The following is a 14228-nucleotide window of genomic DNA, read 5'->3' on the forward strand; positions in this document are numbered from 1 at the left end:
GCGGGCTGGTCTTCCGCTTCTGTAGGGGCGAATTCATTCGCCAAGCAGACCGCAGGTCTGCCTTACGAACACCCCGCCACACCTGACTTCCCTCATCCGAACGCGGCCCGCCCCGGCCCCTCTCCCAGAGGGCGAGGGGTGACTCGCGCCGGCAACTCCGTGCCCGCAGATGGCGCTCTGCTTTTCTGTGGGAGCGAATTCCTTCGCGAAAGCACGACGCACTCCTCCCTTTCTCCTTCCTGTCACCATCCGCACATCAAACTGGCGCCCAATCGCTTGCCGCCATTCGGTACCCCGGCTAGCCTGCCTCCCGGTCTAAACAAGGAACCCCCAGATGCTGAACATCGTCCTGATCGCCGGCTCCAGCCGTGCAAACAGCCAATCGGGCAAGGTCGCCCGCTTCATCCGCCAGCGCCTGATCGACCTCGACAAGGTGAGCCCCACGTCCTGCAACATCATCGATCTCGGAGCGGGCCCGCTGCCCTTGTGGCCGGCCGAAGACACCGGTCCCTGGAGCGGATACCAGCAGCAACTGCGCGACGCCGATGCAGTGGTCGTGATCGCCCCCGAGTGGAATGGCATGGCCTGCCCGGCCATCAAGAACTTCTTCATCTACGCCAGCAAGGCCGAGCTGGCCCACAAGCCGGGCCTGCTGGTGGGCGTTTCCTCCGGCATTGGCGGCGGCTATCCCATCAGCGAGCTGCGTGCCTCGAGCTACAAGAACTGCCGCCTCTGCTACCTGCCGGAGCACCTGATCGTTCGTGGCGTAGAAAAAGTGCTGAACGACATCGAGCCGGTGAGCGAAGACGACCAGCGCATCCGTGCCCGCATGGACTACGACCTGGACATCCTCGCGCGCTACGCGGTGGCCCTGAAACCGGTTCGTGAAGCCATCGACATGAGCATCCCGGCATTCGCCAACGGCATGTGATCGCGCTACAGCAATTGATGCTTGTGTAGCAGCCGGTAGAAAGTCGGCCGCGACACGCCCAGCACCTTGGCCGCATGGCTGAGGTTGCTGCTGTAGTGGGCCAACGCATCGCACAGCGCCTGGTACTCCGCCCGGCGCTTGTAATCCTCTAGCGTTCCCAGCAGCGCACCATCCACCGGTGCGCTATGCAATCCCAGGTCAGCCGCTTCGATGGGGCCGCTTTCCGCCAATGCGTAGCCCCGCCGGACACGACTGGCAAGTTCGCGCACATTGCCGGGCCAGCGGTGGCGGACCATCGCCGCCAGGGCTTCTTCGCTGAAATGGCTGGGCCGACGGCCCGCCTCCAGGCTGTAGAGGTCGGCGAAGTAGCTCGCCAACAAGGCAATGTCACCCTGGCGCTTGCGCAGCGGGGTAATCATCAGGCGGTTCTGGTCCAGCCACTGGCGCAGGCCCGGGTGGAAATGCCCCTGCTCCACCAGTTCGCCCAACTCCTCTCGCGTAGAAGCCAGGACGCGGATATCCAGCGCCAGCACTTCCCCGTCGGCATGACGCAAAGTCCGCGAGCGCAGGCAGGTCAGCAAGCGCTCCTGCTGGCTCGAGGGAAGCTCGTGGATGGCGTCGAGGAACAGCGTGCCGCCATTGGCCGATGCCACCTTGCCCTGATGGCCGAACAGCAGGCTCGCGGTTTCCGGTTCGGGCAGCACGCCGCAGTTGAAACTGACGAAAGGCCCGGCCACCCGTCGCGACATCCGGTGCAGCGTGCGCGCCACCAACTCCTTGCCGCTGCCGCTTTCACCCAGGATCAACACTGGCTTTTCGCTCGGCCCCAGGCGCGCCAGTTGCTTGCGCAGGTCCCGCAGCGGCCGGCTCTGGCCCAGCAGTTCGTGCTGATCACCACGGCGGTTGCCGATGCCCCGCAGGCGGGCGATGCCAAACGCCCGCCCCAGCAGGCCCTGCAGACGCGGCATGTCCACTGGCAACGCCAGGGCATCGAAGAACCACTCGCCGATGAACTCATCCAGGCCTGGCACGGGTTCGCTCAACGGATCGACCAGGGCAATCCATTCGGTGCCGCTGCGGCTGATCAGGTGCTTCACCCCTTCCGGGCGTGTCAGGTGGTCGCTACGCAAGCGCAGCAGCCCAATGTCGTAGCTGGCCGCCAGGGCCTGGTCGAGGTTCTGGCTGGACACTGACCAGCCGGCGTCTTCCAGGTGAGGCAGCATTCGCCGGCAGTGATCGCACGGGTCGACCAGCAATAGACGTCTCGGTGCAGAGGAGAGCGCTTCCAAGATTACCTTCCTTGACGCCAAAAAATTGTTTTATTAATAAAAACAATAGCTTGTTGGCGCTATTTGTAACGCTAGCAAGAACATTGACGCCCTATGGAACGTTTCTCTATAAGCGCAATTTCCCTCCGCGCTCACAGGGGAATAAGCCCCCCATCAAGCGTCTCGACAGCGTGTCAATCAAGGCCAATACTCGGGCGATTCCTTCCCTGCCTTGCAGGCCCTGCCATGAACCTGCTTCTGCGTGAGGCCAGGCTCGACGACTTGTCGACACTGGTGGAACTGGAGAGCCGCTGCTTCGAGGTGCCCCGCCTCAGCCGACAGCAATTTCGCTGGATGATCCTGGAAGCCAACGCCAGCCTGACGGTGGCCGAGGGCGATGGGCAGGCACTCCTCGGCTATGCCCTTGTACTGTTCCGCCGGGGCAGCAGCCAGGCCCGGCTGCATTCCATCGCCACCGACCCACGCGCCCGCGGCAACGGCATCGGCCAGCGCCTGCTGGTCGCCGCCGAAACCAGTGCCCGCGAGCATGACTGCGCCTACCTGCGGCTGGAGGTCTACCCGGATGATCGACAGGCAGTGAGCCTGTTCGAGCGCAACGGCTACAGCAACCTCGGGCTGTTGACCGATTTCTTCCCTGACCATCGCGAAGCGCTGCGCATGGAGAAGCGTGTCGTCCAGCACCCGCAGGCGCTGCATCGGCCGGTGCCCTACTACCACCAGACCACCGAGTTCACCTGCGGCCCGGCCTGCCTGTTGATGGCCATGGGCGCACTGGACGGGGATTCGGCCGGCAACCATCAGGATGAATTGCGCCTGTGGCGCGAAGCCAGCAGCGTGCACATGCAGGGTGGCCACGGCGGGTGCAGCCCGCACGGCCTGGCGCTGGCAGCGTGGCGACGCGGCTACCGGGTCAGGCTGGAACTGAGCGACCGTGGCCCGCTGTTTCTCGACGAAGAGCGTAATGCCGGGAAGCGCGAGGTGATTCGCCAGGCCCATGAAGACTTCTGCAGCGCCCTGCAGGACACCGATATCGAGCAGCATGTGGGTGAGGAGCTGGACCTGAGGCCGCTGCTGGAGGCCGGAGGTCAGCCCCTGGTATTGGTGGATGGCCATCGCCGCAGCCGCAGTCGGGCGCCGCACTGGGTCCTGGTTACCGATTGCGACCGCAACTTCATCTACCTGCACGACCCCAACGCCGAGCGCAGCCTTCAGCGGCGCCCTCAGGATTGCCAGCATGTGCCGGTGACCCACCACGAGTTCGAACGCATCAGCCGGTTCGGCCAGGGCAAGCGCCGCGCGGCGGTGGTGCTCTATCCACGCGTGACTTAGCACTTTGCGTAGTAGCACCTTGCCAACACCCCTATCGATTGGCATAAGGTAGGAAAATTTCGTCAAGTTACAGGGAAGTATCTGATGCGCGTCCTACGCCGTGTCCTATGGCTGGTGCTTTTTCTCCTGCTCGCCGGCCTGGCGGTTGTCCTTTATTACATCGCCAACCCCAACCTTCCGACCTACCAGGCACCCAGCCAACTGCATTATCAGGAGCAGTGGAGCGACCAGGAGCGCCAGACCTACTACTACACGCCCCAGGGCACCACGGTTAAAGGTTTGCGCTACGAATGGTTCACCGCCCTGGAGCTGCCCTTCTCCAAGGACAAGTTCGCCCGCCCTGAATACCTCGCGCGCTTCGGTTTCCTGGTCGATCCGCAACAGAAGGCCACCCCCCTGAACCCCGGCAACCTGCCGGTGGGCATGGCACGCCACGAAGACGAGAAAACCGGCGCTCAGTACCTGGATATCAGTTGCGCGGCCTGCCATACCGGCGAGCTGCGCTACAAGGGTCAGGCCGTGCGCATCGACGGCGGCGCGGCATTGCATTCGCTGGCGTCCACCGTCCCGACCCTGCGCGGCGGCAGCTTCGGCCAAGCGCTTGGCATGAGCATGGCGTTCACCTACTACAACCCGCTGAAATTCAGCCGCTTCGCCGAAGAGGTGCTGGGCGAGGGCTACCCGGAGGGCAAGAAGGAGCTGCGCAGCGAGTTCAAGCAGGTCCTCGACCGCCTGCTCGGCACCGCCTGGAACGATACCCATCGCGGGCTCTACCCCACCCAGGAAGGTTTCGGCCGTACCGATGCCTTCGGCCGCATCGCCAACAGCGTTTACGGCGACGCCATCAGCCCCGACAACTACCGCACCGCCGATGCCCCGGTGAGCTACCCGCACCTCTGGGATATCTGGAAGTTCGACTGGGTACAGTGGAACGGCTCGGCCATGCAACCCATGGCCCGCAACATCGGCGAAGCGCTCGGCGTGGGCGCCACCCTGCACCTGTTCCAGGCGGACGGCGCCCAGGTGCCGGAAGCCGACCGCTATGCCTCCAGCGTGCGCGTGCGTGACCTCCATACCCTCGAAGAAACCCTGAAGAAGCTCGCCCCGCCCACCTGGCCGGAAGCTGTCTTCGGCAAGGTGGACCTGGCCCGCGCCAGCCAGGGCCGCGCCCTGTTCGTTGAGAACTGCGCCTACTGCCACGCGCCCAACGTGGTGCCGCCGGAACAACGCATGGCGCCTGGCCGCGACCCGGAATGGCACATGCGCATCGTGCCGGTCGAAATCGTCGGCACCGACTCCACCACGGCGGACAACATCGCCGATCACCGTTTCGACATCAGCAAGCTGGGCTGGACCCGCGAACAACTGGCCAAGCTCGACGTGAAGCTGTTCGGTGCGAGCCTGGAGCAGGTGGACTTCAGCAAGGTCTCAAGCGCCAAGGGCCTGGCCTATATCACCTCCTTCGTCGAGGAGCAGGCGTACAAGCAGGCCGGCATCTCCGGCGAAGAGCGGGCGAACATGGACGGCTTCGGCCTGCCCATTGGCGTGCAGGAGAAGCGCGGCTACAAGGCACGTCCCCTGGATGGCATCTGGGCGACACCGCCGTTCCTTCACAACGGCTCGGTACCGACCCTGTTCCAGTTGCTCTCGCCCATCACCGAACGCGCCGCCCAGTTCCACGTCGGCAGCTTCGAGTACGACCCGAAGTTCGTCGGTTTCCAGACCCACGCCTTCCCCGGCAGCTTCCTGCTGGACACCTCGATCAAGGGCAATGGAAACCACGGTCACGAGTTCCGCGACGGCTGCCGCAAGGGCGGCGTAATCGGCCGCGCCCTGTCGCCAGACGAACGACTGGCACTGATCGAGTACCTCAAGGTGCTGGGCAACCCTGCACAGGAAAGCCAGCTCACTCCCGTCCAGGCCAAACCCTGGAACCCCGGCCCAGACTGCCAGGGCTGAGCCCTGGCACACCCAAGGACACGGCCCCCAAGAACAAGGACTCCAGCTCCCATGCTCAAGCGCTTCTGGCTCTGGCTCGGCCGATTCCTCGGCAAGCTCACGCTCTTCGTACTGGTGGTCGGCCTGATCGGCTGGCTGGTGGGCGAGGCCTATTACGGGTGGAAATTCTCCGGCCCCGTACCGACCGAGGAAGTCATCCCTGCCGATGAGGTGGCGCAGACCCGCGCCATCATCGACGACGCCGTCCGCATCGTCGAACAACACCGCGACAACACCCGCGTACTACGCGATGCCCACGCCAAGGCCCATGGCTGCGTGAAGGCGCAGGTCAGCGTAGTTGCCGACCTGGATCAAGGACTGCGCGCCGGCGTCTTCGCCGAACCCGGCAAGACCTGGGAAGCCATGATTCGCCTCTCCAACGGCAATGCCTTCCCGCAGTTCGACAGCGCCCGCGACGCTCGCGGCATGGCCATCAAACTGCTCGACGTGCCCGGCGAGAAGCTGATGAAAAGCCCGACGCACAGCAACGAGCAGGACTTCGTGATGTTCAACCATCCGGTGTTCTTCGTGCGTGACGTGGCCGAGTACCGGCACAACTTCAACGCCCAGGCCAACGGCCAGAAAGTTGGCGCGTTCTTCCCCAGCTGGGATCCGCGCACGTGGGAAATCCGCCACCTGGTCATCGCCCTGAAAACCCTGGCTCCAGCACCGGACAGCCCAGTCGACGCAACCTACAGTTCCATCTCGCCGTACAAGCTGGGCGAGGCGAACATCAAGTACCGCGTCATCCCCGACCCGCAGAGCTGCCCGCCCTACGCGCTGCCCGAACAAAACACCGCACTCCCCAACTTCCTGCGCAATGCCCTGTACCAGCAGCTGTCGCTGGACCGCGTACCGGCCTGCTTCGCCTTCCAGGTGCAGAAACAGAATGCCCAGCACTACATGCCGATCGAAGACACCAGCGTCGAGTGGGACGAGTCCATCTCGCCCTTCGTGACCGTCGCCACCATCAAGGTTCCGGCGCAGGATTTCGACAGCCGCGAGCAGAACGTCGCTTGCGACAACCTGTCCTTCAACCCCTGGCACGGCCTGCCCGAGCATCGCCCTATCGGCGGCATCAACCGTCTGCGCAAGGCGGTGTACGAAGCGGTGAGTGCGTATCGCCATGAGCGTAACGGAGCGAGCGACGCGACCACGCCTTAAGGCGAGCCTTCCCCTCCTGATAGGGGATTGGTTTTTGTAGGGGCGAATTCATTCGCCAAGCAGGCCGCAGGTCTGCCCTGGCGACTCCCTGCCACTCGAGACTTCCCTCACCCCAACCCTCTCCCAAAGGGTGAGGGGGCAAACCGAGCGATGCGCGTGAGTTGGGGTCTCCGGCCCCACCCATCAGCCCAGCCGGGCCGCGCCTCGCGCCAGTGCTAGCCTTTTTCTTACCCGCCGGGCGCCAAGAGCCCGCCCGGTGCATTGCCTACGGGCCAACCCATCAAGCGCGGAACCAGCCCGAGGCCAGCCCGGCTGCCCGCCCCGTCTTCGCCAAGAAGCCAGCTCCGGACAGCGATCCTTTACAGGTCACGGAGCCCAGACCATGGCGCAATATCGCGAAGCCCTGCCGCAACTGGAGGGCGAACTATTCCTGACCGATGGGGGCATCGAGACCACCCTGGTCTTCCATGAGGGGCTTGCCCTCCCCGACTTCGCCGCCTTCGTGCTGCTCAACTACCCCGATGGGCAGGAAGCGCTGCGCAAGTACTTCCGCGCCTACTGCGCCATCGCCAGTCACTACGGCACCGGCTTGATCCTGGAGAGCCCGACCTGGCGCGCCAATCCCGACTGGGCCAGCCACCTTGGTTTCACGCCGCAAGGGCTGGCCGAGGCCAATCGCCAGGCCATCGCCCTGCTGGAAGCGCTGCGCGGCGAAGTGGAAAGCGGTCGTACCCCGGTGGTGATCAGCGGCTGCGTCGGTCCTCGGGGCGACGGCTACATCGCCGATGAGGCCATGGATGAATACGAGGCGCAGGAGTATCACAGCGAGCAGATCGGCGTGTTCGCCGAAACCGCTGCCGACATGATCACCGCGATGACCATGAACTACGTGGAGGAAGCCCTGGGGGTCGTCCTGGCAGCACGCGCGGCACAGATGCCCGTGGCCATTGCCTTCACGGTGGAAACCGATGGCAGGCTTCCTACCGGCCAGGACCTGAAGGAAGCCCTTGAGCAAGTGGACAAGGCCACGGCCTCCTACCCGGCCTACTACATGATCAATTGCGCCCACCCGGACCATTTCGCAGAAGTGCTCGTTCCGGGCAGCCGCTGGGTGCAACGCATACGCGGGCTTCGCGCCAATGCCTCGCGCAAGAGCCACGCCGAACTGAACGAGGCCATTGCCCTGGACAGCGGCGACCCGGAAGAACTGGGTGCACAGTACGCCCGGCTGCGCCAGCGCCTGCCGCAGATCAACGTCATGGGCGGCTGCTGCGGCACCGACCACCGCCATATCGAGCAGATGGCCAAGGCGTGCAAGCCGCTGTTCCGCGCAGCGTTGTAGAAGCGAACCTGTCGCAGTTCTGTAGGGGCGAATTCATTCGCCAAGCAGGACGAAGTCCTGCCCACCTCCGTAGCCTTGGGGCAGCTTCGCTGCCCTTGGCGAATGAATTCGCCCCTACAAGGTCCCAGTCACCCCACACATCCCGTTGCACCTTGCCCGCCACCCCAAATACCCGACAAAAGGCCTCAACTATGCTGTAGGTGAACACGCATGCCGAGGTCGCCATGATTCGCTGGTTGCTCCGCAGGCTCCTGTGCCTGGCCCTGATCGCTCCCGGCACGCTGCTGGCCGCCGGAAGCATCAGCGTGCTCACCGTCGACGGTCCCATCGGCCCGGCTACAGCCGATTATCTGACCCGAGGCATCGAACGTGCCGAAAAGGACAAGGCGCAGCTGGTGGTAATCCAGATCGACACCCCTGGCGGCCTCGACACCTCCATGCGCAGCATCATCAAGGCGATCCTCGCCAGCCCCGTGCCGGTGGCCAGCTTCGTCGCCCCCAGTGGTGCCCGTGCCGCCAGTGCCGGCACCTATATCCTCTACGCCAGTCACATCGCCGCCATGGCGCCGGGCACCAATCTGGGCGCCGCCACACCCGTGCAGATCGGCGGCATGCCCGGTCAACCGGAAGGCGACAAGCCAGCCGGCGGCAAGGACGAGAAGACAAAGGACGACAAGGCCGCACCCGCAGGTAACGAGGAAACCCTCGCCCGCAAACAGGTCAATGATGCGGCGGCCTACATTCGCGGCCTGGCGCAGTTGCGCGGACGTAATGCCGACTGGGCCGAACGCGCCGTGCGCGAGTCCGTCAGCCTCACCGCGGCCGATGCCCAGCGCCTGAAAGTGGTGGACCTGTTGGCCCGCGATGTGCCGGACCTGCTCGCCAAGCTGGACGGCAAGACCCTGGAAGTCGCCGGGCAGAAAATCGCCCTCGCCACCAATGGTGCGCGGCTGGTGCAACACGAGCCGGATTGGCGCGCGCAGATCCTCGCGGTCATCACCAACCCCAGCGTGGCGCTGATCCTGATGATGATCGGCGTGTACGGCCTGATCTTCGAATTCTCCAACCCCGGGAGCGGCGTCGGCGGCGTGATCGGCGGCATCTGCCTGATCCTCGCGCTCTACGCGCTGCAGCTGTTGCCGGTGAACTTCGCCGGCATCGCGCTGATTCTGCTGGGCATCCTGTTCATGGCGGCGGAAGCCTTCATGCCCAGCTTCGGCATCATCGGCTTTGGCGGCATCGCCGCCTTCGTCGTTGGTGCGGTGATCCTGATCGACACCGAGGTTCCGGGCTACGGCATCCCGCTGTCGCTGATCATCACCGTCGCCCTGTCCAGCGCGCTGGTGATCTTCGCCATCATCGCCATGGCCGTTCGGTCTAGACGACGTGCGCTGGTCAGCGGCGATGCCGGCCTGGTGGGCAGCCAGGCCACGCTCCTCGATCTCGGGGTGGGCGACCCGCACATCGGCTGGGTGCAGTTGCAGGGCGAGCGCTGGCAGGTACGCAGCGATGCCCCCTTGAGGAGCGGCCAGCGCGTGCGCGTACTGGCACGCAAAGGACTGTTGCTGGACGTGACGGCGGATGAGCGTCCGCCCAAAGGAGACTGACCATGGCCTTTCCGCTGAGTTTTGCCACCCTCCTGTTCCTGCTGATCGTGCTGGCGGTTTCGGCCATCCGCGTGCTGCGCGAGTACGAGCGCGGCGTGGTGTTCCAGCTCGGCCGCTTCTGGAAGGTCAAGGGCCCGGGGCTGGTGCTGATCATCCCGGCCATCCAGCAGATGGTGCGGGTCGACCTGCGCACCGTGGTGCTCGACGTGCCGCCCCAGGACGTCATCTCCCGCGACAACGTTTCGGTGAAGGTGAATGCGGTGGTCTATTTCCGCGTGCTCGATCCGGAGCGCGCCATCATCCAGGTGGAAAACTTCCTCATGGCCACCAGCCAGTTGGCGCAGACTACCTTGCGCGCCGTACTCGGCAAGCATGAACTGGACGAGATGCTGGCCGAGCGCGAACGCCTGAACGTCGATATCCAGCAGGCCCTGGATGCCCAGACCGATGCCTGGGGCATCAAGGTCTCCAATGTCGAGATCAAGCATGTCGACATCAACGAATCGATGGTCCGCGCCATTGCGCGCCAGGCCGAAGCCGAGCGTGAGCGGCGGGCCAAGGTGATCCATGCGGAAGGCGAACTCCAGGCCTCGGAAAAACTGATGCAGGCCGCCGAGATGCTCAGCCGCCAGGCAGGCGCCATGCAGTTGCGCTACATGCAGACCCTGGGCTCCATCGCCAATGACAAGACCACAACCATCGTCTTTCCGTTGCCAGTGGATTTGCTCGGCGGCATGAGCGACGACGGCAAGCGCAAGAACAACAAGGACTGAGATGTCGACCTCTCGCCCTGTTTTCGCCGCGCTTTTCAGGGAGATTCCCTGAAAAGGCACCCGTATTCGGCGGGGCCACGGTGACCGGGTTTCTACACTTGTTCAAAAGGACAACAAGAACCCTGGAGGTCGCCATGCGTATCGGAGTGCCGAAGGAGATCAAGAACCACGAGTACCGGGTCGGCCTGACCCCGCAATCTGTGGCCGAATTGACCCGCCTCGGGCATGAAGTCTGGGTCGAGACCAGGGCGGGAGCCGCCATCGGCTTTTCCGACGAGGACTACCAGGCCGCCGGCGCCAAGGTGGCCAGCGGTGCCGGCGAGGTCTTCGAGCAGGCCCAACTGATCGTCAAGGTCAAGGAGCCGCTCACCCAGGAGCGCGCCCGTCTGCGTCCCGAGCAGACCCTCTTCACCTACCTGCACCTGGCCCCGGACCGTCCGCAGACGGACGAACTGATCGCCTCCGGCGCCACCTGCATCGCCTACGAAACCGTCACCGACAGCCACGGCCGCCTGCCATTGCTCGCACCCATGTCGGAAGTGGCCGGGCGCATGTCCATTCAGGCCGGCGCCAGCTGCCTGGAAAAAGCCAAGGGTGGCCGAGGCGTGCTGCTCGGGGGCGTACCGGGTGTGGCACCGGCCAAGGTGGTGGTGCTGGGAGGCGGCGTCGTCGGTACTCACGCGCTGGTCATGGCAGTGGGTCTCGGGGCCAATGTCACCGTGCTGGACAAGAGCGTGGATGCCCTGCGCCGACTGGATTCCCTCTACGGCAATCGCATCACCACCCTCTACTCCACCCACAGTGCCGTGCGCGAGCAAGTGCTGGCGGCGGACCTGGTGATTGGTGGCGTGCTCATTCCCGGCGCCGCGGCGCCCAAACTGGTCACCGCCGAAATGGTGGCGCGGATGCAGGACGGCGCCGTGCTGGTGGACGTGGCCATCGACCAGGGCGGCTGCGCGGAAACCTCACGAGCCACCACCCACGCCGAGCCCACCTACGTGGTGGATGGCGTCGTGCACTACTGCGTCGCCAACATGCCCGGCGCCGTGGCGCGCACCTCCACCCTCGCCCTGAACAACGCCACCCTGCCCTTCGTCGTCGCCCTGGCGCAGAAGGGAACGCGCAAGGCCCTGGAAGACGACCTGCACTTGCGCCACGGCCTGAACGTGGCCAAGGGGCGGCTCACCAACGGCAGCGTCGCCGCCGCGCATCACCTGGACTACGTGCATCTGGAGGAGATGCTCAAGCAACTTTGAGCTACCTACTTGTGGGGGCGAATTCATTCGCCAAGGAGCGCGCTTGCTCGCGAAGTCCGAGCACGACCTTTCGCGAGCAAGCTCGCTCCTACAAGGGAGGTACCCCATTCCACGCTCAGTGCCACAGCCTATGGCACTATCCCGCTCTCCCACAGCGCCCAAGGATTGCCCGCGTGGATTCCTCCGTCTTCGTTCTGGTCATCACCGCCGCCGCCCTGCATGCCGGTTGGAACGCATTACTGAAGATCGGCCTCGACCGCTTCCTCACCGCGTCCCTGATCCAGATCGCCGCTGGCCTGGTCGCGCTTCTCGCGCTGCCCTTCGTGGCGTTCCCCCGGCCCGAAGCCTGGCCCTGGATCGTCCTCTCCGCGCTGTTCCACATCGGCTACAACATCTACCTGGCCCGCGCCTACCAGCACGGTGACCTGGGGCAGGCCTACCCGCTGGCGCGCGGCAGCTCGCCGCTGATGGTCGCGGCGCTATCGGTGTTGCTGCTGGGTGACCGACTCGCCCCCGGCGAACTGGTCGGGCTGCTGGTGCTGGTCAGCGGAATCCTGTTGATGGCGGTGCGCGGCGGTCGCGGTAAGGAGCCCATCCATGCATCACTGCTCGGCAGCGCCCTGATGACGGCCCTGTTCATCGCCGGATACACCCTCTCGGATGCGACCGGGGCACGGCGCAACGGGGATGCGCTGTCCTATTCGATGTGGCTGTTCGCGGCGAATGCGCTGGTGATGGTCGTGGTGGTCGCCATCATTCGGGGGCCGCAGACCTTCCTGCAATTGGGGCCGCATTGGCGTGGTGGCCTGGCGGGCGGGGCGATGTCCCTGGCGGCCTACAGCATCGCCATCTGGGCCATGACCCGGGCGCCAGTGGCGCTGGTTTCCGCATTACGGGAAACCAGCGTGCTGTTCGCCCTGCTGATCGGCGCAGTCCTGCTCAAGGAGCCGCTACCGCCGATCCGCCTGCTGGCCTGCGGAGTGATCGCAGCAGGCGTGGCGTTGCTTCGACTGCTTTAGCCGCAGCTGAACTGTTTGACGACGTCGGTTTCGTCCACGTCGATATTCAGGCGGCGGGAGTTGTAGTCCATGGTGATCGGCTGGTGGGGACGCAGCACACGGGCGGTTTCGGCGCCGGACTGACGCTTGGCCTGCTCGACCAGAGCGATATTGGCGGTCTTGCCCACCAGGGCGGAGACGGCGGAACTGTCGCAGGTGCCGGAGAGCGACGGCGCTGCGGCGCTGGAGCTTTGCTCGGCGGCCGGTGCGGCGGGCGTTTCTGGCTTGTCAGTCGAGCTGCAACCGGCCAGGAGCAGGCCGGCAAAGGCAAGACTGAGGGAAATCGACTTGAAGTGCATGTAACGGTCCTCTTCTGAACGAATGTCCTGTCGTGCGCCTGCAATGGAACGTCCAATGCGGCGGGGCTCCTGCCCGCCGGCGCACGGCGGGTGCATTCTATCCTCTGCCTTTGACTCCGGTCAGTCATGTGCGGCCTAATGCCCGGCCCCTGAAACGCGCCGAAACACTCCATGTCCCATAACCCGAGCATCCGTCCCAGTGTCCTCCACCTGCCCCAGGGCGACTGGAGCACCGTGCTGGACTGCCTCTGCGAGCGCTTTCCCGCCATCGCCCGCAAGACCTGGGTGGAGCGCATGGACAGCGGCAAGGTGACGGACGGCAACGGCAACCGGCTCGCCCCGGCGCATCCCTACCAGGTGGCCCTGCGGGTGCACTACTACCGCGAGGTGAAGGACGAGAAGACCATTCCCTTCGAGGAAGCGGTGCTGCACGTCGATGAGCACCTGGTGGTGGCCGACAAGCCGCACTTCCTGCCGGTCATGCCCGCTGGCGAGTACGTCGAGGAAACCCTGCAGGCGCGCCTGACGCGGCGCCTGGGCAATCCCCACCTGGTGCCCCTGCACCGCATCGACCGCCATACCGCCGGCCTGGTGCTGTTCTCTGCGAACCCGGCCAGCCGCAACATCTACCACGCATTGTTCCGCGACCGCGAAATCCACAAGCGTTACGAAGCCATCGCACCGGCCCTGCCCGGCCTGGAGTTCCCACTCCTGCGGGAGACCCGCCTCGGCAAGGGCGAGCCGTTCTTCCGCATGCAGGAACTGGAAGGCGAGCCGAACACCCGCACACGCCTCGACGTGCTGGAGAAGAATGGCGACCTCTGGCGCTACGACCTTTCGCCCATCACCGGCAAGCAGCATCAGCTGCGCGTGCATCTGGCCGCGCTCGGCGCGCCGATCTGCAATGACGGCTTCTACCCCGAGCTGACCGACAAGGGCGGCGCAGACGACTATCAGCGCCCGCTCAAGTTGCTGGCCCGCAGCCTCGCCTTCGACGACCCCATCAGTGGTGAATCACGCCGCTTCGAGAGCCGCCTGCGCCTGGACTGGTGACCCGGCGGTTCCGGCAGCGCTTGACGGTGCGTTGGCCAGGAATAATATTACGACCGTAATTCAAGAAGGATATTGCCGGGCTGGAAGGCTGCCCGTAGTCCACTAGTCTTCTGCTTTCCCCTTACGAAT

The 14228-nt window shown here is 64.9% G+C and carries 12 protein-coding genes; 10 read left to right on the top strand and 2 right to left on the bottom strand.

Translation table 11 applies throughout. From position 1 onward, the window contains the following. Positions 1-334 precede the first annotated feature (334 nt). A complete protein-coding gene (locus MnOB_RS11435; RefSeq protein ID WP_077524348.1) occupies positions 335-931 on the top strand; it encodes an NADPH-dependent FMN reductase in 597 nt (198 codons plus the stop codon). Positions 932-936: 5 nt separating this feature from the next. Here MnOB_RS11435 and MnOB_RS11440 read toward each other — a convergent pair whose 3' ends face one another. Continuing rightward, positions 937-2220: a sigma-54-dependent transcriptional regulator gene (locus MnOB_RS11440; protein WP_107504064.1), complete on the bottom strand. Its 1284-nt coding sequence runs from the start codon at positions 2218-2220 to the stop codon at positions 937-939. 225 nt (positions 2221-2445) lie between these two features. Here MnOB_RS11440 and MnOB_RS11445 point away from each other — a divergent pair, with 225 nt between their 5' ends. The 8 genes from MnOB_RS11445 to MnOB_RS11480 all read left to right on the top strand — a co-directional run bounded on the left by MnOB_RS11445 (position 2446) and on the right by MnOB_RS11480 (position 12708). Next, complete coding sequence (locus MnOB_RS11445; protein ID WP_077524349.1) at positions 2446-3549, top strand: GNAT family N-acetyltransferase/peptidase C39 family protein; 1104 nt, start codon at positions 2446-2448, stop codon at positions 3547-3549. 84 nt (positions 3550-3633) lie between these two features. Continuing rightward, positions 3634-5508: a di-heme-cytochrome C peroxidase gene (locus tag MnOB_RS11450; RefSeq protein WP_077524350.1), complete on the top strand. Its 1875-nt coding sequence runs from the start codon at positions 3634-3636 to the stop codon at positions 5506-5508. Positions 5509-5559: 51 nt separating this feature from the next. Then, positions 5560-6711: a catalase family protein gene (locus tag MnOB_RS11455; protein ID WP_077524351.1), complete on the top strand. Its 1152-nt coding sequence runs from the start codon at positions 5560-5562 to the stop codon at positions 6709-6711. A 382-nt stretch (positions 6712-7093) separates the two neighbouring features. Then, entirely contained in the window at positions 7094-8053 is a 960-nt protein-coding gene (locus MnOB_RS11460; RefSeq protein WP_077524352.1) for a homocysteine S-methyltransferase family protein, read from the top strand. A gap of 224 nt (positions 8054-8277) precedes the next feature. Then, entirely contained in the window at positions 8278-9660 is a 1383-nt protein-coding gene (locus tag MnOB_RS11465; RefSeq protein ID WP_077524353.1) for an NfeD family protein, read from the top strand. A gap of 2 nt (positions 9661-9662) precedes the next feature. Beyond that, positions 9663-10433: a slipin family protein gene (locus MnOB_RS11470; protein WP_077524354.1), complete on the top strand. Its 771-nt coding sequence runs from the start codon at positions 9663-9665 to the stop codon at positions 10431-10433. Between the two features lie 134 nt (positions 10434-10567). Continuing rightward, positions 10568-11689, top strand: coding sequence for an alanine dehydrogenase (ald, locus tag MnOB_RS11475; RefSeq protein WP_077524355.1), 1122 nt, complete (start codon positions 10568-10570; stop codon positions 11687-11689). A gap of 173 nt (positions 11690-11862) precedes the next feature. After that, positions 11863-12708 carry an EamA family transporter gene (locus tag MnOB_RS11480; protein ID WP_077524356.1) on the top strand — a complete coding sequence of 282 codons (846 nt, stop codon included), beginning with the start codon at positions 11863-11865 and terminating at the stop codon, positions 12706-12708. Here MnOB_RS11480 and MnOB_RS11485 read toward each other — a convergent pair. Further along, a complete protein-coding gene (locus MnOB_RS11485) occupies positions 12705-13046 on the bottom strand; it encodes an I78 family peptidase inhibitor (protein WP_077524357.1) in 342 nt (113 codons plus the stop codon). The two genes, MnOB_RS11480 and MnOB_RS11485, sit on opposite strands and share 4 nt — an antisense overlap. Positions 13047-13217: 171 nt before the next feature. Between MnOB_RS11485 and MnOB_RS11490 the strand changes: the two genes are divergently transcribed. Next, positions 13218-14099 carry a pseudouridine synthase gene (locus MnOB_RS11490; protein WP_077524358.1) on the top strand — a complete coding sequence of 294 codons (882 nt, stop codon included), beginning with the start codon at positions 13218-13220 and terminating at the stop codon, positions 14097-14099. The last annotated feature ends 129 nt before the right edge of the window (positions 14100-14228 follow it).

Origin of the sequence: Metapseudomonas resinovorans (assembly GCF_002003485.1) — a bacterium.
GTDB lineage: Bacteria > Pseudomonadota > Gammaproteobacteria > Pseudomonadales > Pseudomonadaceae > Metapseudomonas > Metapseudomonas resinovorans_D.